We start from the raw sequence: 17,872 nt of genomic DNA on the forward strand, positions 1-17,872 counted from the left end.
CTCCTTTGGTATAAGAAGTCTTGTACTGGAGGATGGATCCCAGCCTAATCCTTAGAATCCATCCTCGCTTAAGATTACTTTTTTAATTGTAAGAATTCTTTATTTTTCTCATACCATTCTTGCGCTAGCTTCTCTACATTCTCACCACCAAGGCGTTTCCATTCCTCGCGAACCTGCTTCATTCCTTCTTCAGGACTTAATGCATTTCCGCCTGTCACGACCTTAACTTCAATTTGTGTTGCAATCGGGGCAAACGTAGCAATAAGCTGACTCACTTCAGGAAGATCTGGGCTAAACGCGATATCTCTGCGATATTCATTCTTAAGCGCTACTTCTAAAGCCTTAGATTTAGCAAGAGCGATTTCTTGGGAGAGCGCATCTTGTGCCGCCATGATGGGAATCCATTCTGGCTTGGTATTCCATTGACTCAGAATAGCATATTCGTTAGCGTAGGCTACTTCCTGACGATATTTGTCTGAATCCAGCCTTTGCGGAACTTTACCATCCACCAGCTTATAATGGACATTCTCCTCACCGAACTTCATAGACATCCAGCCCTTTTCCAACATCCAATCCAGGAATTTAACTGCCGTTTCAATTCGATCCTTATCCATGTTGCTATTGAATGCTACCAACACGTTGGAAGGTAATTCTTGATATAGACCATTTTTGCCATTTTTACTGGCTACAGACTCTAGCGGAGTGAACTTGGCGTCAGGAACATTCGCCTTAAGATCACGCATTTCATTATCCATACTCCAATTCCCGAAATAGATCCCTGCCTTCCCCGTCGTCCATAGTTGACGTGCACGTTGGAAGTTACTATCCGTGATATACTCTTTATCAATCAGTCCTTGGTCAAATAAAGATTTCTGGAATGCAAGTGAATCCGTAAAACGATCTAACGTTCTGCCGTATTTCATTTGGCCATCTTCCAAGTACCATTGGTTCTCATTCGTGAAGAAAAACGCACGCATAATTTGGACCGCGTTACCGTTAAATACGATAGGTACCGTATCCTTTTGACCATTGCCATCCGGATCTTCGTCTTTGAACTTCTTAGCTACCTCGATCAATTCTTCCACCGTTGTTGGTGCTTTCAATTGCAGCTTATCCAGCCAATCCTGCCGAATCCACATGCCATTATTGGCAATCGATTCAATACTTCGTTCACTTGTAACCGCATACATTTTCCCATTAATCGTCATCGCTGATTTTAACTGAGGGTGCTCCTCTAAATATTTCTTCAAGGTCGTACTATATTGTTCGATATAACTATCAATGGGCTGGATCGCACCCTGATTTGCCAATTGAGCGATATAATTCCGATCGTATTCCCAGATCAGATCGGGTGCGCTTCCGGATGCAATAAGTGTGCTTAGTTTCTGTTGTGCTTGCCCTCGGTCAACCGGAATCCATTTCACGGTAGCAGGTGAATTCTCATTGATCCATTTGGTCCAACGATTACTCTCATAGCTTCCTTCTTCCGTAGGCACACTCCCTCGATCAAAGGCTGAAATACTGATTTCTTTCTTCGTTTCTGTTGACTTCGTATCTACCGTTGTAGCTGCGGGAGTCGTTTTTTCAGGTGATTCCGAAGGTTTCACTGATGTGGTATTACTACTACAAGCTGCCAACACCATGACACATAAACTCACCACTAGAACCGATTTCCACATACGCTTCGACATTCTCAATCTTCTCATCCCCTTTTCAAGTCGTAGTCCTTACGAAATATATCAGGAACCTAGGTTCCGATGATATCATCCTTTCACAGAACCGATTAACACACCTTTGACAAAATGCTTCTGCAAAATCGGATACACAATGAGAATCGGAGTAACCGCAATCACGATTGCCGCGGCTTTGATCCCTTCCGGTGTTAGCATGACTTGATCGACTCCTTCACTTCCAGAGCCACTATTCAAAAGACTCTGATTCACTTGCAGAATCATCTGATAGAGCTTAAGGGTTAATGTCTGCAGGCTACTCTTCGTAATATATAGCAACACGTTGAAATAGGAATTCCACCAACTTACGGCATAGAACAAGGAAAGCGCAGCCATAATGGGTTTACATAAAGGCAAAATAATCTGAAACAGAATCCGCCAGTCTCCAGCTCCATCGATCGCAGCTGATTCCTCTATTTCTTCGGGTAAACCTTCCATAAAACTTTTCATGACGAACATATTATAGGTACTGAGGAGTGCCGGCAACCATAAGGACCAATAAGAATTCATGAGTCCAAGTGATTTCACGAGTATAAAATTGGGGATGACACCTGATGTGAACAACATGGTGAATATGATAAACATAAGCAGGTAATTACGACCTTTAAGCCTTTTTCTGGATAGCGGATAAGCTGCTAATGTCGTTAATACCATATTCAACAGCGTCCCTACAAGGGTTACGACGATCGTATTCCCCATCGAGACGAAGAGTTGACCATCATCAAATAATCGTAGATATGCTCGTGTGTTAAACTCAACGGGCCACAAAGATACTTCACCTGCCGTTATCGCCCTACTACTGCTCAATGAAGACACGATGACATACCACAACGGATATAAGGCTGCGAGTGAAAAGATACCCAGCATGGTATAATTAGCAGTTGTCCCTACGCGAGACCAAACAGATTGGATGTTATTCCGAATGCTCATGGGTTACCAGAGCCCCCTTTCCCCGAACGCTCGGGTTAACCGATTGACACCGACAACCAGAATTAAGCTAATTAGGGATTGGAACAAGCCTAATGCGGTCGTATAGCTATAATTCATATTTTGCAGACCGACTCGATAGACGTAGGTACTGATTACATCGGCCACATCCAAAACGGACTGATTTTGCAAGATGAGTGTCTGCTCTAATCCGACATCGAGCATACTGCCCATGCGTAGAACAAGAAGGATGGCAACCGTGCTACGAATTCCTGGAAGCGTAATATGCCAAATCTGGCGGAGCTTACTCGCTCCATCCATCTTAGCTGCCTCGTAGAGCTGAGGATCAATCGAAGCCATCGCTGCTAAATAGAGAATGGTACCCCAGCCGGCTTCACGCCAAATCCCAGATAACGTGTACGCAACAGGCCACCATCTGGAATCTGCCATGAAGTAAATTGGTTCCATACCGAATACATGCTCAAGGATCGTATTAACAACACCCGTACTCGGCGACAGGAGCGCGATGAAAATGCCTCCCAAGACGACCCAAGAGATAAAATGGGGTAAATACAGCAAGTTCTGTACGGTCCTCTTGTACCATTCTTTACGAACTTCATGAAGTAGAAGAGCTAATACAATCGGTACCGGAAAGCCGAAGACAAGACTATATACATTCAGTACCAACGTATTCCGTAGAACTCGCCAGAAATCAATACTTCCAAATAAGCTTTCGAAATGTTTGAATCCCACCCATTTGCTCCCGAATATTCCATCTCCCAAGCGATAATCTTTAAACGCGATCACCTCGCCGATCATTGGAGCATATTTGAATATGAGATAAAACAAGATCACAGGCAGCAGCATCAAGTACAAGTGTCGATCGCGTAAGAATCGATGACGGAAAGTGGAACGTTGATCCTCCATCTGGTTCATCCTTTCTTTTGTGGCTAAATCGATCCTACCGTGAGATCGAATGATTGGAAATAGACACGTTCTGAACACGATCACTATTCTTGCAAAATGGACAGTCACCATTCTTATACTGGGTTCAATTTTTGTGATATGGTCTGAAAAACCCTATAATGACGCGGTTTATCCGTCATGATCCTAAGAAATCAAAAAACATGTACAAGTTAATCCCTCACATGAAAAAGGATTATGTCCTATACATGTCTTATAAGTTCAATCGCATTCAAGACTCAATTCATTCGAATTCTCCATCTGTAATTGGGTGCGGTACTCTAATGGGGTCGTCCCTGTATACTTTTTAAATATCCGAATGAAGCTGCGCGTATTCTGGTACCCAACGGCTTCAGCAATCTCGTTCACTTTCATATCCGTCTCCGCTAAGTGTTGCTGGGAAGCATTCATTCGTATTCCAATGAGATAATCAATAAAGTTGCTTTCCGTGTATTCCTTAAATTGTTTACTAATATAGGTCGAACTCAAATGGAATTCTTGAGCAAGCCTGTCCAAAGAAAGATCATTCTCTTGGAAATGGTCTCCGATATAGATGAGGATGCGTTCAATGGTATCGTTACTGCCTCTTTGGCTTCGCTTGGCTTTGATTTTGGAAGACATCTCCTCCAGAAATAGGAAGACGAATCTTTCCATCTCTTTCAAGTTACCGCTACGGTTGATTCGCTCATACATGCTCTCCAGTTGGCTCATGGATTCATTCAGGTCGATCCCAGTGGAACTAACAGACTGCACCGACTTGACGATGAGGTCAAAAGAAAGCTGACGTATCAGATCAGGGGATACATTTCGATCCATGGCCTCACGAAAAGTTTCTTGTACATACGCTTCTAACTTCACCGAATCGGTAAGTTTCAGTGCATCCGTAATGCGATCCACCATACGGAGGAGTCGATAATAATCTTGACTATCCAGGGGCTGCAGGTCTTCAATCGAGATGACAGCGTGTGGACCGAATACGATTTTGTAATGAAGTGCCTTTTGTGATTCGTCATACGACTTGGGAATATCCTTCATCTCACGATAACCACGACCTACGCCGACCGTCACGACCAGATTGAATTGCTTCTTCATCTTATCGAGGATTAGCTCCATGATCGCAAGCGCACGCATATGATTCTGCTCCGCATTCCCTTCAGCAAAACTAAAGATGACAGCTGCACGTCCTCCTCCTACATCAATCGCCATGCCTGCGTTCTCACTATTGATCAATTCCTCTGCTACATTACAGAATACATACGTGTATAGCGTTTCATCCGGCGTTCTTAAGTCCATCCCCTCTTTGCTGATCTCTGCCGTACAGACAAGATATCTTTCTGGAAATAAATGAACACCTACGAACTCCAAATGGTGTAGGACGGCCCAATAATCCGTTCGATAGCCGAGAAGCATGTCCATCATAACTCTCCACTTCATAACCGGTTTCGAGTCCCTGACGTGTTGCTCAAGATGTTCCCGATCCAGCAATAGCTGATCAAATACGCTTTCTAGATAGGTAAGTCCTGTATCCTTACGTTCCTGTGCATGGGTGAAATGATAGGTTCCCGATATTTTACCAATCAATTGATGAAGCGGTTTAAAGGTCCAGCGACTCACGTAGAAGAGTACGATCAGTACAAGAAAAATCATACTTACAGCTAGTACAATCAGCAGATTGCGTGTCACCCTGAGCGGCTCATAGATTTGTGACTCCGGCATAATACTGATCAATTTCCAACCTGTATAATTGGAGTCACGGTAGAATATTGATTGACGAACACCATCGAGCTCACCGGTATAGGTGCCGCTGCCTTTCCTAGAAAGTACGCTTTTGAGATGAGGAAGTTCTTTGATATTACGGTAGATTTGCGTCTTATCATCGTGGGTTACAATATTCCCATCGCTATCGATAATAAATAGATGGCCAATTTTACGATCTTCGTATACCGCATTCACCATATCGTAGATGACCTTTTCATTGATGTTGACAGCTACCATTCCCTTGCGATACTCGGGACTACTGATCGTCGGATAGGGTCTCACCAACGTAATGACGTCTTTGTTCGCGTTACCGTCTGAGATCTGATGTGTCGTTAACCATTTCAAATAAACGGGCATATCCAAATAATCGCCCAACCAATTATGAATCAAAGGTGTATCCTTTATATAAGCTTTATCTGTCAACAAGTGGCCGCTTACCGCTGAATATACAAAAATTGATGAGAACTGGGGATTCGTATTAATGAAATCTCTCAACTTTGTGTTTAATCCATAAAAATTGCTATATTTTTGGCCATCATCCCTATAACTATCGTACATAAAATAAACGAACTCGAGATCATTCATTAGTGTTAGCAGATCTTTCTCTGTCTGACGAAAAGTCACTTCAATTTTTTGGTCTACTTGTTTCAATAAAGCAAGGTTCGTATCATTCAAATCATTCTCTAGCTTACCTACCGTTCCTGTGTAAGATAACCCGAAGGTCAGCGTGATGATCACTAAGAAAACGGTCCCATAGATCAACATCACTTTCGTCGATAGGCTGAACTTCATCATCTGTATACCTCCGTCAGTATCAAGCATCTATTTAATAGATATGCTAGTATTCCCCTTTCATTCATTCAAATGGGTTGATCCTCTGACGATAAGGTTACCTGAAAGGAGAATTGGATCTGCTTCGATGCCATTCATACGGTCAAGCAGCATCTTCATCGCCGCTTCTCCTGCTAGCTGACGGGGATAGTCAATAACGGTTAGCGGTGGTGAACATTGCGATGACATCAAGATATTCTCGCAGCCTGCAATGGCTAACTCTTGAGGTACCCGGATATTTCGTTCACGACATGCGGCTAGACATCCTGCAGCCATTAAATCGTTGGCGCATACGATAGCCGTGAAGTCTGTATGGACTCCCTCTACGCCGTCAAGTAATCGACCAAGCACCTCTTGCGCCTGTTCGAATCGACCTGAGCCATCCAGATATCTGGATACAGTTGCATCAGTATCTAGCCCTTCAAGCCGCATCACTTCGCAAAAAGCGTGATATCGAACGGCGTAATGAAGGTTTTGTCCCCCCTGAGACATAAAGGCGATTCGTTCATGCCCTTGCTGTCGTAAATGAGAAATAAGGTTCCTCATCACAGGCAGCCATTCCATGTCAACATAAGGAACATTGTTCCTTTCCCCCCAGGTTAAAGGCTGCATAACTGATACTATGGGGATCTCGAGCGAATTGAAATACTCGAATGTCTCTTGGCTAAAGCATGGGCCTAGCAGCAGAACCCCGTCTACCCGGCCCATGAGCAAACCTCGCAACTCTTCTTCTCGGTTCGGATCATACGTCTGCACGAATACGAAATATCCATGCAGCTTGGCAGTCGCTTCGATGTGAAGCAACAAGCCTGCCTCGAACGGATTGCCGATATAATGAATCAGCACGGCAATTTGCTGTGATTTCTTCGTCTTCAGGCTCCGTGCTGTCTGGTTTGGGCGATAGCCCAACTCTCGAATCGCTTCTTGTACCCTGCGCTTGGTTTCTTCCTTCACGATTTTACGACCATTGAGCACATAAGAGACAACGGCTACGGATACACCGGCACGATCTGCTACTTCCTGTCTTGTTACCATGACCATTCTTTCAATGGCACCATCGAGTCGTCAGGTACATAATAGTTAAACGGATTATCACTAATGTTACCTAGCAGCTGCTTACGAATAGGGCTCGCATCCTTCAGCAAACGTTCTGAAGCAACCTTGTAATCTATGGGACGCATCCAAATGGGGCTATATCCGAGAAATAATTGACGTCTGGTTTCTGTTGAATGGTTCGGTGCACCCGAATGCCATAAGTTCTGTGGAAAAATAAATACATCTCCTGGATCTCCGCAAATCTGAATTTCATCCGACAGTGTTTCCCTCACATTGTCCGATTCAGGTTGGTACACACGATTATGCGAGCTCGGGATAATCTTCGTATTGCCACGGTTCGGTTCAGACATATCGCTCAGGATATAGCAGACTTTAATATAGTAGGTCGCTGTAAGACCTCCGATCATTGGAAACTGAGGATGCGGTCCGTCTTGATGCCAGTTAATGAAGCTATTCGTCGGTGTCTGAACATCCCCAGGATTAGGCTTCCGAACGGTCAGGTGAGAGATATGCAATTGAATATTATATCCGAGCAATTGAACGATAAGAGGCAGCACCGAAGGTTCATCGATTAATGAGGCAATTTCGTCATGACGTTCTACACTGTTATAAATATTGTAAGAAAGTGATTCTGGCTCGTCATCCAATATTCCGTCTATAGCAGCATTTAACCGTCTTACCTTCTCTTCACTCAATACACCCTTCAGCAATAGATAACCTTCGTCATTAAACATCTGGATGAATTCAGAATTGAACTTTTTAATCGTTGTCAATTTGCATACCTCCTGATTCAAATGATTTTCAGAAAAATTTACTCGTGTAAATTTGATTTAAAATTACTATATTTTGCCAATACTTGTCCTGTCAACATATTAGACTGAAAACAAAAAAAAGCCTACAAGAGTCACAATTTATGCTCGTGTAGGCCTAAAGTATAATCTTTAAAAAAGGTGAAGCAGTCACCCCTGAATTCTGGACTGTAGCATCTCCAAATAATGAGAATTGTACATAATACCCAGAACGTTGCCAAATGGATCCGTAACGGAAGCCGTGATGAATCCCTCCCCACGGTGTACGAGCGGTTCGTACTCTTCAGCTCCCATGGCCTTCAATTTGTTAAGTGTGGCTTCTATATCATCAACATGCCAGTACATGATAGCACCACCGGGGGTAGCCGATGCGCGTGCAGGCGCAAACCGGCGATCGATCAGACCCAGTTCGTGCTGGTAGTCTCCTAGGCGAAACTCGGCATAGACGAGTTGACCATCTGGTCCTGAGCGTTCGAAGTAAGGTGCACTGCCCAGCAGGTCCGCGTACCACGCCTTTGCCGCCTCCATATCATCCGCCCAGTAACTGATGGTCGCAAATCCACGTAATGTTTGTTTTGTGCTCATACTCATATTCCCCCTTAGATTATTATTGGTTTTGTTAATATAATAAGTAATCATTACTGACACATGTATGTCAGTGTTGCTGATTTTCTTCAATTATTACTTTTTCATTGACACAAATGTTCCTGTATAAAAAAAGAAAAGCTCGATTTTACAAGCTTTTCTCGATGATGTTATGTAAGCACAGACGAAGCAGATAGAGTCCTACATTTTCCGAGCTGTCACAATAGGTTGGTAATAGCCTGTATACGCGGGGAGATGCCACTCGATATCCGTAAAACCAGTTTCACCTAACACTTTATTAATATCTTCCCGCAACAGTGCCCTGTACTCCGTTTTATTATGTTTTGTTTCCCATTTCCCGTTAACTTCCTGCATAATATAATGGTTTATCGTATAGGTTTTACCGTCATCCGCCCAATCCCACACTTGAAAAACGATCCGTTTACCCTCGTCGAAAACACGCGGCTGTGTGATTGTTAGCTTTTCTTGTACCAATGCATCGTAGTCTCTTATCGTAACGATAAGCAAGCCATTCGGATTAAGCTTTGCCTGGATATTCTGAAAAGCTTTAGTTAAATCTCCATCTGTCAGGAGATGCGGTATAGCATTATCCGCCGACAGGACGATATCAAATAAACCCAACACATCTTTATCCAACGAGCGAAAATCTGACACGCCAAAGTTTATATTAACACCGTGAGTTACTGCTTCTTTTTCTGCTCTTTTAACGGAAACAGGACTTATGTCAGTCGCACTTACGTTATACCCGTATTTCGCCAATCCGATTGCTTGTGTACCAATGCCGCACGAACAATCCAATAGTGAAATGTCATGCGCAGTAGCAACAGGCAGCTTTGATTGAATGACTCTGTCAAGAACTTCCGCTTGCGATGAAATCGCTTGATTCCAATCCACAAATATCAGATGATAGTCTTCCGCCAGTTCATCATAGAACTTTAAAACTGAATCATTCAATTCGAATCACCTCTCGAATTAGTTTATTAGCGTATCATACCTACGTACCAGCTCTGAATTATTTCTAGTAATTACACATTTGGACTTCTAATCGACCGTAAGTAACTGTTCCATGAATCCCCCGATTTCGAGTTCCCTATCAACGAAATGGATCTCCAGAATCCAGTCTCGAGGGCACCCGTTTTGATCAGACGCATTCATGGGTATATGGTTGTCGGGATGAATGTAATTCTCCACTTCTTCTCCTTGAATTTGTTCGTGAGGAAATTCACCAATAAGATGTCCCGCGTGCGGTCCTCCATATTCCCAACCATATTTTCTGGCAAGTGCAGAGACGAAAGAGAATAGCTCGCTCCCCGTCATGTTAGGATGAGATTCAAAATATTGCTTACCCTCCGCCCAAGCTAGGGCGATATCATTACAAAGCTTTAACTTGATTGGATCTTCACCTAGCACAAATGTCCTGCCAAAATCAGCTTCCCAGTCATCAAAGATCGGACCAAAATCAAGAAAAATAATATCATCTTCACGAACCGTTAAATCAGGAGGATTCTCTTGATAAGGATACAACGTATTTTTCCCAGCTCGAACAATACGTTTGTGCCAGTACTTCTTAATGCCATACATCTGGAATGCTAGATCATAGATCTCACGATTGATCTGCTTTTCGGTTACGCCTTTTCGCAAAATACCTTTTTCTTCGATGGTTTTGAATAGTTCTTCCGCTTTCCGTTCAGCTTCTCGTAATGACAATTGCCGCTTTTCCAAAAACGAATCCATTATACTTCTCTCCTCATTATGTATTTGAATTGTGTTTAGTGTATCTCTTCCAATAGTTTCATTATTTTTTCTACTACTTGATCTTCTATATTACTAACCTGATCTGTCGCCAATTGTAAAAGACATTCATGCTCTCCAACACAAATGGAACGGTGAGCATGCTTGAACATGGACACATCATTTGCATCGTTACCAAATGCAATAAATTGCTGTGGCTCAACACCAATTCTCTGTAGCCCCACCCATTTATCAACACCTGTAGGGCTAATATCAATAATCCCTTCATCACCATGGATATAGGTAACGATCGGTAGTTTATGAAGTTCCTCTAGCAATTGATCTTTATGATGGCTGTATAGAATAACCACTTTTACAATCTCATTCAGCTCATGTAAATGTATATTCTTCGCTCGCTGCTCAGGGTCCACATTACGTCGAATCGGATGCTCATTACTACCTGAATAAGCATAATCCCACTGACTATCAATTAAATAGTCTGCCTCGTACTCTGTTATTAAACTGATGATCGTATCAGCGATCCATTGGTCGAAATGAATTGTAGAAACGATATTTCCAGCTATTGCAACAAATGCGCCATTTCCACCAACCATGGAATAACGCTGCATATGAGGCGGCAAAACAGGCAATAAATCACGAATTGGTCTTGCTGAGGCAAAAATGATTTCGTGCCCTTTTTTCACAGCGGTGTCTAATACTTGTACCATAGATCCACTTAATGGCTTGCCTCTAAAGCAAATCGTTCCATCTAAATCAAATACTAATTTCATCGTATCGTCCTCCTCATTTTTTATCTTAGCAGTTTCCTTTATAATGAAAAGGACAGATGTCCCAAAAAGGAGAGTACGATGAAATACATTCAAGAACAGGCTATGATACAACATTATATGTCCCAATATAAATTGGATCAAATCTTATCCAAACCAGAATCTCTTCCCTTTCAACTTCGTGTTTATGCGTGCGATGAGGTCGTATTGAAAGGAGGAGATACACTAGATGGGCTCTATTTCCAAGTGGAAGGTCGAACGAAGGTATCATCTAGTGTGGAAACGGGGAAATCTTTACTTTTACGCTTTTGCCACCCATTAGCTGTCTTTGGTGATATTGAATTCATACAAAAGGTTGTTATACAGTCACAGGTAGAAGCCGTAGAACAAACGTCTTTCCTGTTCATTAACAAACATACCGTTGAAACAGAGCTCATGCAGGATCACAAGTTTTTGAATGAGCTTCTGAAACATCTCTCTTATAAGCTCCAAACATGTACGACTGCATCAAGAATCAATTTATTGGCCTCGGTTGATGAACGATTTGCAAGCTATTTATTAACAACTCGCAACCAACAACCGTTTGGAAAAGAAATTCTCACACCGTATTTTCCTGAGATTGCTTCCCTAATTGGCACGACTCCTCGCCATTTAAACCGTGTTATTCAGAAGTTAACTGATATGAAAATACTAAAAAAAGAAAAGAAAAAATTAATCGTGTTGGATTGGGAACTTTTAGACGAGATCTCCAATGGTCTGCGATATGAATAAAGGATGACTGTTGCTGGAAGTTAACCACGAAGAATGTAGAAGAATCGACTACTTTTTACATGGCCGGCTCTTCTACATTAAAACCTTATATATATCGTGACATTATAACTCTTGCGCACTAAGTGCATGATCCGGCGCTTTTTGGTTCATGATCGGCACCATGACTAATGCTCCAATAAGAAATAATAATCCTGCTCCGCTATAGATCGTACTCAGCGAAATGGCGTCCTTTAACGCGCCAGCGAAAGACATCGAAACGACCATCATGCCAACGAACATCGGATTCAGAACCCCATTCACCCGTCCTACAATGGAAGCATTGGACCATTTCAGAATCATCGTGCTGATCCCGATATGAATACATGGGAAAACAAGCCCATTCAGAAATTGAACGATCAGCGTGACCGGAACGCTCGTCGAATACCCGACAATGACTGTGCAGACCGCGCCTGCCAGCATGCCTATTGCAAGAAGTAACTGCGGCGGAACCCGCTTCGCAAAGACGGCTACGATCCCGCCACCGATCAGCATGGCTGCGCCATTCACCATCAGCAGGTATTGCAGGAACTCCTCGCTCCTGCCCAGCCGCTCCGTTACGATGAACAGGTTGAGCGCTTGGGCTACGCCAACAGCGAGTCCCGCGAGAATAAACGCGAGTCCGAGCATACGCAGCACTTGGCTTTGCCAAACATAGCGGAAGCCTTCAATGAAATCTTTACGGAACTGCCCTTTTGCAGCAACCGTTTGAGATTCCATATTATCCTCAGGCAGGCGAATAAGGACGAGAGCGGATAGCAGAAAAACCACGCCCATGATAGCGATCGATGTTTCAAGCCCAAATGTGCTGTAAATGAAAGTACCAAGCATAGGGCCAAGGACCATAAAGATGGCCATCAGAGATTGGAATAGAGCCATCCCTTGCTGAAGCTGTTCTTCAGGCACATGGTACTTAAACAATCGCATACTTGAAGGCTGCGAGAACTGCGAAAGAATAGCTGAGATGAATGCGACAAGGTAGACGGAGTGCCACGAACCGAAATGTATGGTCAGAAGTACTGCGAATACCGATACCGCGGATAATAAATCGCACCAGATCATCGTTCGCTTTGGCCGCCAACGGTCGGCAAATGTACCTCCGATGAACGAAAAAACAAAAATTGGTGCGAATTCTGCTACGCTGATTAGCGAAATGGCGTATGGATCATTGTTTGTTCTATCGGCAACGTACAGAAGGATAGCGAAATTACGTACCCAAATGCCGATCTGCAGGAGCACGTTTGATAATAATATCGTCTGCAGAAACCGATTGTTAAGAAGGCTTGGTGCATTGGTGCTTTTTTCGTGCCTATTCAATCTTTTCAACCTCCATTTTTCTATAAAGATGCTCATCTTGAATCATGGTATGACTCTCCTCTCATTTCCTAATTATACCGATCTCATCATCGTTCACCTCCGACTTAAGACTGATATTACGGCGTTATTATCCCAAAATTAACCATTTTCCACATGTTCTTCGGGATTCCTCTGACTGCCAGTCATTCCGACAGCTATATATGTATAAAGCAATTCGATTTATAACATTTCTTTACCTACGCTAATGATCTGTTCCATGCTAAAATATCCGGTATAGACTGGAATATGGCGAGGAGGCAGAACTGTAGATATGGATGTACGACTAGCAGAACGAATGATTGCAGAGTGGGCATCAGCGAACACCGATGTGATTGGCATATGTCCGAATAAGATCAGGGCGTCATATATATATAACCCCGGAGGCTTCGGCAACTTGTCTATCCGTTTGACGGACGGCCGCACACGGCTTCATGTCAAGTTGGCTCCACCTAGCAAAGCGGCGCGGCTGCGTCAGTGGGCGGGCGTCAGCGATATTCTTGCCGAGCATTACACCGCGCCCAGGTTGATCCATACGATTGACCGCGAGATCGTGCCGGGGTATCCGTACGGCCTTGTTTTCGAATATATCGAGGATGCAACCCCGCTTACGGAAGCGCGGAATCCCGAGGCCGCGCTGACGGGTGTCATGGAGAACATCGCGAGGCTCCATCGCGACGATCGTCTTCGTCGTATGCTGCCTATGGTGGAGACGCGCACTTATGCGGAGGCATTCGAGGACGAGTACATTTCTCGGTTTTCGGATGATCTCGAAGGAATCCGCGGGTCGCGAGAGCTGCTCAGGGATTTCGTGTCAGATGAGACGATTTCGTGGTTCGGGGAGGAGATCGGGAGGCTAAGGGAAACAGTCCGGCAGTCACCTGCATTTCTACTTCCTGCTGGCGATGTTGTTCATAACGACCTGAACGGTAACAACGTACTGACATGTAGCAGGGACGGCTTCCGGATCATCGACTGGGACGACCTGTCCGGTCAGGGCGATGCGGCAATGGACTACTCGGTACTGCTTTGGCCACTAACGCATGATCCGTCATGGCCGATATGGAGGGATAAGGTGCTGGCAGGTGCAGGGGCTGCGGCCGTCGAGCGGTTGGAACTGTATTTTCGGGCGAAGCTGCTCGACGACGTGATCGACGTGCTGGCCGATTATGTCGAGGCGGAGCAGGTGCCGGAGCATCGGGAGGAGGCCCAGCGCAAGGCCAGGGCCGTCCATCTTCACTCGTATCCGCAGTATCTCACTAAATATGGAGGCGGATAACCAGGCCGCACCGCGTTGTCACTTGCCAGCTACTTCAATAAGGCTGCCGGTGGTGGACCGCAAATGATGGCTGGTCTTATGAAAACGGTCGCCAGGCTTGTCGGAGGCTGGAAACACATTCACAATACATAAACAACGTTACATAACACAAAAGCGCCCATCTCAAGGGCGCTTTTGTAATATGAATGCAAAGTCTTAGACTGCCACTATTTATTAAGGCTAACGTTTTCGGGTAGTTAAACATTGGCTTAATGAAAATTTATTTTTTTTGAATAAGTCCAAGACCAAGTCCCGTTGGGTCAACCAAGTATGCAAGAAAGAAATCATCGAACTCCATTTTCTCTCGTACAATCAACGCACCATAGTCCTTAGCCTTAGCAATGACTTCGTCAATTGAATTAACTTCAATTTGTATACGAGTTCCATGAGGGTAGTCATTTGGTCCTTGGGCGATTCCGCCTGAAATGCCTCCAGTAGTTACTTCACGATAGCCCCATTGGCTTTCACCAACTTCCCAGCCAAAAACAGTAGAATAAAATTTCGATGCTTTTTCTGCATCCTGACTATTTAACTCAAAACCAACAACCTTTCCCACTTTCATTCCTTCTTTCTATTGGTGTTTGGAATTTTTACCCATTAAAAACATTCTATAGGCTAAGCACAAAATCCTTCTATTTTGTTCCACGATTCCGTTAGCTCAACTTTCCAAGAAGTAATGCCATTGAAGATAATAACCTGTGTAGTCGCTTAAAACGCTGGATTGACCGCTTCAACGGCGTTGCAACGAAGTATTTGCAACATTACTTGGCTTGGTTCCGTTTTATAGATAATAAGGATTATGAGAATACCAAGGCAATTAAGAAACATATGTTGGTCACATCATGTTTGTTTAGGACAATGAACACAAATTCTTCGATTAGAATGTGGGTGTGATATTTGAAGTATTTGATTCCAATTCTGTTGTTCGTATTATTAATTGGTTGCACAAATAACGAAATACCGAAAGAACAATCCGTTTCGAAAAGCTATCTTGAGAATAAGGGCTTTCAGGTAATTTCTTATGAAGGGCGTGCTGAGAGTTACGAACTGACAAAACAGAAAATCGTATCACTACCTTATATGATTTATTGGGGATTGCAACTTGTTGACCCATCCATGTATTTTGGCAAGACAATAAACATTGAAAAGTTTATCGTCAAGAATCATCCGCTCACTCAAGAAAATGTTGATGTTTATGTTTATGAAGTTAATGGTCAACCCATCGGAGGGACTTCGTATCCACACGGCGATACATCAGTCGGTGGGTATTGGTCTTTAGAAGGTAAAACGTTGGAAGAACTTCAACTTAAGTCCTTTCAAGATTGGCAAAAGGACTGGATTAACAAATATAGTAATTAAGCGAGTGGGCGTAATTAAACGCCCATTTATTTTGGGCTTAAATCAACAATATTGTTTAACACAGCCTTTCTTTTATGGGTAGTTCTTCCTTAGCCGTCCTTCGGTTGCTGTTGCTGCCGGATCTCCTTAACCCTCTGCCACACGATCGAGCTTCTCTTTCTCCTCAGGAGTGATTTTGTACACATACACCGTTATGACATCGGTTGTTTCAAATACCATCTCCGCTTTTCTAAGAATCTTTTTCTCTTTGTCCATGTTCGTTCAATTCTCCTTATACAACGGTATTACTTATAGTCGTCTGAAAACCGTTCTTTGTAGCGGTATCAATTAACCGATTTATGGATTGTCTTGCGGTATCGCTAAACAAATACCACTCATCTTTAGATACGTCATGAAGTAAAATCTCTGGGTATCCTGATAACAGTTCAGATGGAAAAGTACGAATTAAAGAATAAATATCAAAACGAACTAAGCTGTTCCCTTTTTGGCCTAGAAAATCATATTGTGCATTTTTATAATAAGACCCAAGTGTGTCAATGGTTAGGCTCCAAGAGTAGTTTTCAGGTGTTTCAACCTTTTCACCTTTGTTTTCTACAAAAATATTATAAATCGCTTCGTTATATGCATTACCATAAACTTGCTGTACTACGCCGCCCATAGTCATATGGTATTCTTCTTGCAATGCTTTTACTTGTACATCATCTATGAACAATGGTTTAGTATCGACAGTCACTACAAAGTTGCTGTAATTGATATTGGATCCAAACGTCTCTGCAATAAAACGAAGTGGAACAAATATTCGATTGTTTTTCATGTATGGTTTTACATCAAGTAGCATCTTTTTACCGTTCTTCTCCGCTGTACTACTGTTCAGTTTTAATATTACTTTCATACCGCTTTTAGCGAGAATAACCTTGGAATCGGACCATTCAACGCTAGCTCCCAAATTTTCACTAATAACACGTAGAGGTACCATTATACGTTTGTTCTTATTTTCGGGCTTCACATCGGATGTAATAGCAACACCGTCAATTTTGATATGAATTGCTGCTGCATAAGTAGTCGACGATGAAATAAACAGAAAGATTGAAAGGAATACAACAAAGAATGCTTTTTTCACTAATGATAGCTCCTTTTTTATAAAAAAATTTGGAAAACAGTAACATTTTCCCCATATTAAGAAGACGCAACTGGATAAAATTTGTTGCACGATACAGCCCGTTAGTTAAGTAAAGGCAGCCGACACAAAAAGCCGGCTGCCTTCAAGAGTCTGTATTGAACTAACGTGTCCCGTTAGTTTAATCCCGAGGGACGGCGAATGCCCGGCACGAAGCGTGAACACAGTGTTATAGGATGTCGGCATCTTATTGGGATACTAACGTATTCTTCTAATTACTCTTTCAACAATTAAAAATAACAATGACCCTACAATTCCAATTTCATAAAACATGATCATCTCTTTTTCAAAAAGTCTACTATAGCGTTCTCTTCTAGATATTGCATAGAAAATAATTGTTGATACTACTCCACTGAAAACATATAAGAAGGCCAATAATAGTGTTCTCTTGAACTTACTTATCATTTTTATCCTTGAGAAATACATATCAATTAAGATTGATACTGGAACTCCGATCACTGAATAGATAATCACAAAAATTACTGAACAAAATAGACTAATGGACCAAAAATCCTCATATCCAAAAAAGATAAGAGCGCAGCCAATGGCCATAATAATACTTGAAATTAAAGATGTTAATAGTTTCACTATCACTCTTTTCTTCATTGATGAACCTCACTATATTTTTTATAAAATAATATGCCGATTTCCTATAACGT

The 17,872-nt window shown here is 42.8% G+C and carries 18 protein-coding genes and 1 pseudogene; 4 read left to right on the forward strand and 15 right to left on the reverse strand.

Annotated elements, in window-relative coordinates:
• Window positions 1-74: 74 nt before the first annotated feature.
• From C558_RS0127015 to C558_RS0127060, 10 genes are all read right to left on the reverse strand, one after another.
• The gene (locus C558_RS0127015; RefSeq protein ID WP_245583887.1) at window positions 75-1,679 is read right to left on the reverse strand and encodes an extracellular solute-binding protein; all 1,605 of its coding nucleotides are present in this window, start codon (window positions 1,677-1,679) and stop codon (window positions 75-77) included.
• 84 nt (window positions 1,680-1,763) lie between these two features.
• Window positions 1,764-2,660 (reverse strand): carbohydrate ABC transporter permease, encoded by an 897-nt coding sequence (locus tag C558_RS0127020; protein ID WP_018759426.1) that lies wholly within the window; start codon window positions 2,658-2,660, stop codon window positions 1,764-1,766.
• Between the two features lie 3 nt (window positions 2,661-2,663).
• Window positions 2,664-3,584, reverse strand: coding sequence for an ABC transporter permease (locus tag C558_RS0127025; RefSeq protein ID WP_018759427.1), 921 nt, complete (start codon window positions 3,582-3,584; stop codon window positions 2,664-2,666).
• Between the two features lie 258 nt (window positions 3,585-3,842).
• On the reverse strand, window positions 3,843-6,173 hold the full coding sequence (locus C558_RS0127030) for a helix-turn-helix domain-containing protein (RefSeq protein ID WP_018759428.1): 2,331 nt from the start codon (window positions 6,171-6,173) through the stop codon (window positions 3,843-3,845).
• A 57-nt stretch (window positions 6,174-6,230) separates the two neighbouring features.
• Complete coding sequence (locus tag C558_RS32000; RefSeq protein WP_169445432.1) at window positions 6,231-7,244, reverse strand: LacI family DNA-binding transcriptional regulator; 1,014 nt, start codon at window positions 7,242-7,244, stop codon at window positions 6,231-6,233.
• Window positions 7,238-7,999 (reverse strand): phytanoyl-CoA dioxygenase family protein, encoded by a 762-nt coding sequence (locus C558_RS0127040; RefSeq protein ID WP_051106935.1) that lies wholly within the window; start codon window positions 7,997-7,999, stop codon window positions 7,238-7,240. The genes C558_RS32000 and C558_RS0127040 overlap by 7 nt, the downstream gene beginning before the upstream one ends.
• Window positions 8,000-8,224: 225 nt before the next feature.
• On the reverse strand, window positions 8,225-8,659 hold the full coding sequence (locus C558_RS0127045) for a VOC family protein (RefSeq protein WP_018759431.1): 435 nt from the start codon (window positions 8,657-8,659) through the stop codon (window positions 8,225-8,227).
• A 201-nt stretch (window positions 8,660-8,860) separates the two neighbouring features.
• Window positions 8,861-9,634 carry a class I SAM-dependent DNA methyltransferase gene (locus C558_RS0127050; RefSeq protein ID WP_018759432.1) on the reverse strand — a complete coding sequence of 258 codons (774 nt, stop codon included), beginning with the start codon at window positions 9,632-9,634 and terminating at the stop codon, window positions 8,861-8,863.
• 87 nt (window positions 9,635-9,721) lie between these two features.
• Complete coding sequence (locus tag C558_RS0127055) at window positions 9,722-10,414, reverse strand: M24 family metallopeptidase (RefSeq protein WP_018759433.1); 693 nt, start codon at window positions 10,412-10,414, stop codon at window positions 9,722-9,724.
• A gap of 35 nt (window positions 10,415-10,449) precedes the next feature.
• Window positions 10,450-11,202, reverse strand: a complete 753-nt coding sequence (locus tag C558_RS0127060) for an HAD-IIB family hydrolase (RefSeq protein WP_018759434.1) — start codon at window positions 11,200-11,202, stop codon at window positions 10,450-10,452.
• 78 nt (window positions 11,203-11,280) lie between these two features.
• Between C558_RS0127060 and C558_RS0127065 the strand changes: the two genes are divergently transcribed.
• Window positions 11,281-11,970, forward strand: a complete 690-nt coding sequence (locus C558_RS0127065; RefSeq protein ID WP_018759435.1) for a Crp/Fnr family transcriptional regulator — start codon at window positions 11,281-11,283, stop codon at window positions 11,968-11,970.
• A 102-nt stretch (window positions 11,971-12,072) separates the two neighbouring features.
• Here the strand turns inward: C558_RS0127065 and C558_RS0127070 are convergent, their stop codons facing one another.
• Window positions 12,073-13,323, reverse strand: coding sequence for an MFS transporter (locus C558_RS0127070; protein WP_018759436.1), 1,251 nt, complete (start codon window positions 13,321-13,323; stop codon window positions 12,073-12,075).
• A 334-nt stretch (window positions 13,324-13,657) separates the two neighbouring features.
• Between C558_RS0127070 and C558_RS0127075 the strand changes: the two genes are divergently transcribed.
• Window positions 13,658-14,638 carry an aminoglycoside phosphotransferase family protein gene (locus C558_RS0127075; RefSeq protein WP_281167150.1) on the forward strand — a complete coding sequence of 327 codons (981 nt, stop codon included), beginning with the start codon at window positions 13,658-13,660 and terminating at the stop codon, window positions 14,636-14,638.
• A 259-nt stretch (window positions 14,639-14,897) separates the two neighbouring features.
• Here the strand turns inward: C558_RS0127075 and C558_RS0127080 are convergent, their stop codons facing one another.
• Window positions 14,898-15,233: a VOC family protein gene (locus C558_RS0127080; RefSeq protein WP_018759438.1), complete on the reverse strand. Its 336-nt coding sequence runs from the start codon at window positions 15,231-15,233 to the stop codon at window positions 14,898-14,900.
• Window positions 15,234-15,367: 134 nt separating this feature from the next.
• Here C558_RS0127080 and C558_RS33445 point away from each other — a divergent pair.
• Together C558_RS33445 and C558_RS0127085 are read left to right on the forward strand one after the other, a co-directional pair.
• Window positions 15,368-15,571, forward strand: a pseudogene (locus C558_RS33445) (IS1595 family transposase); the annotation flags it as partial.
• A gap of 3 nt (window positions 15,572-15,574) precedes the next feature.
• Window positions 15,575-16,036: a hypothetical protein gene (locus C558_RS0127085; RefSeq protein WP_018759439.1), complete on the forward strand. Its 462-nt coding sequence runs from the start codon at window positions 15,575-15,577 to the stop codon at window positions 16,034-16,036.
• 126 nt (window positions 16,037-16,162) lie between these two features.
• Here the strand turns inward: C558_RS0127085 and C558_RS35045 are convergent, their stop codons facing one another.
• The 3 genes from C558_RS35045 to C558_RS0127100 all read right to left on the reverse strand — a co-directional run bounded on the left by C558_RS35045 (window position 16,163) and on the right by C558_RS0127100 (window position 17,819).
• Window positions 16,163-16,291, reverse strand: a complete 129-nt coding sequence (locus C558_RS35045; protein WP_018759440.1) for a hypothetical protein — start codon at window positions 16,289-16,291, stop codon at window positions 16,163-16,165.
• Between the two features lie 16 nt (window positions 16,292-16,307).
• Window positions 16,308-17,156 (reverse strand): copper amine oxidase N-terminal domain-containing protein, encoded by an 849-nt coding sequence (locus C558_RS0127095; protein ID WP_018759441.1) that lies wholly within the window; start codon window positions 17,154-17,156, stop codon window positions 16,308-16,310.
• A gap of 255 nt (window positions 17,157-17,411) precedes the next feature.
• Complete coding sequence (locus tag C558_RS0127100; RefSeq protein WP_018757704.1) at window positions 17,412-17,819, reverse strand: hypothetical protein; 408 nt, start codon at window positions 17,817-17,819, stop codon at window positions 17,412-17,414.
• Between the last annotated feature and the right edge of the window lie 53 nt (window positions 17,820-17,872).

Source organism: Paenibacillus terrigena DSM 21567 (assembly GCF_000374845.1).
Lineage (GTDB): Bacteria > Bacillota > Bacilli > Paenibacillales > Paenibacillaceae > Paenibacillus_K > Paenibacillus_K terrigena.

Excerpts from the sequence above, each read along its gene's own strand:
- C558_RS0127015 (WP_245583887.1), bottom strand. The coding sequence starts at position 1,679 with ATGTGGAAATCGGTTCTAGTGGTGAGTTTATGTGTCATGGTGTTGGCA.
- C558_RS0127020 (WP_018759426.1), bottom strand. The coding sequence starts at position 2,660 with ATGAGCATTCGGAATAACATCCAATCTGTTTGGTCTCGCGTAGGGACA.
- C558_RS0127025 (WP_018759427.1), bottom strand. The coding sequence starts at position 3,584 with ATGGAGGATCAACGTTCCACTTTCCGTCATCGATTCTTACGCGATCGA.
- C558_RS0127030 (WP_018759428.1), bottom strand. The coding sequence starts at position 6,173 with ATGATGAAGTTCAGCCTATCGACGAAAGTGATGTTGATCTATGGGACC.
- C558_RS32000 (WP_169445432.1), bottom strand. The coding sequence starts at position 7,244 with ATGGTAACAAGACAGGAAGTAGCAGATCGTGCCGGTGTATCCGTAGCC.
- C558_RS0127040 (WP_051106935.1), bottom strand. The coding sequence starts at position 7,999 with ATGTTTAATGACGAAGGTTATCTATTGCTGAAGGGTGTATTGAGTGAA.
- C558_RS0127045 (WP_018759431.1), bottom strand. The coding sequence starts at position 8,659 with ATGAGCACAAAACAAACATTACGTGGATTTGCGACCATCAGTTACTGG.
- C558_RS0127055 (WP_018759433.1), bottom strand. The coding sequence starts at position 10,414 with ATGGATTCGTTTTTGGAAAAGCGGCAATTGTCATTACGAGAAGCTGAA.
- C558_RS0127060 (WP_018759434.1), bottom strand. The coding sequence starts at position 11,202 with ATGAAATTAGTATTTGATTTAGATGGAACGATTTGCTTTAGAGGCAAG.
- C558_RS0127065 (WP_018759435.1), top strand. The coding sequence starts at position 11,281 with ATGAAATACATTCAAGAACAGGCTATGATACAACATTATATGTCCCAA.
- C558_RS0127075 (WP_281167150.1), top strand. The coding sequence starts at position 13,658 with ATGATTGCAGAGTGGGCATCAGCGAACACCGATGTGATTGGCATATGT.
- C558_RS35045 (WP_018759440.1), bottom strand. The coding sequence starts at position 16,291 with ATGGACAAAGAGAAAAAGATTCTTAGAAAAGCGGAGATGGTATTTGAA.
- C558_RS0127100 (WP_018757704.1), bottom strand. The coding sequence starts at position 17,819 with ATGAAGAAAAGAGTGATAGTGAAACTATTAACATCTTTAATTTCAAGT.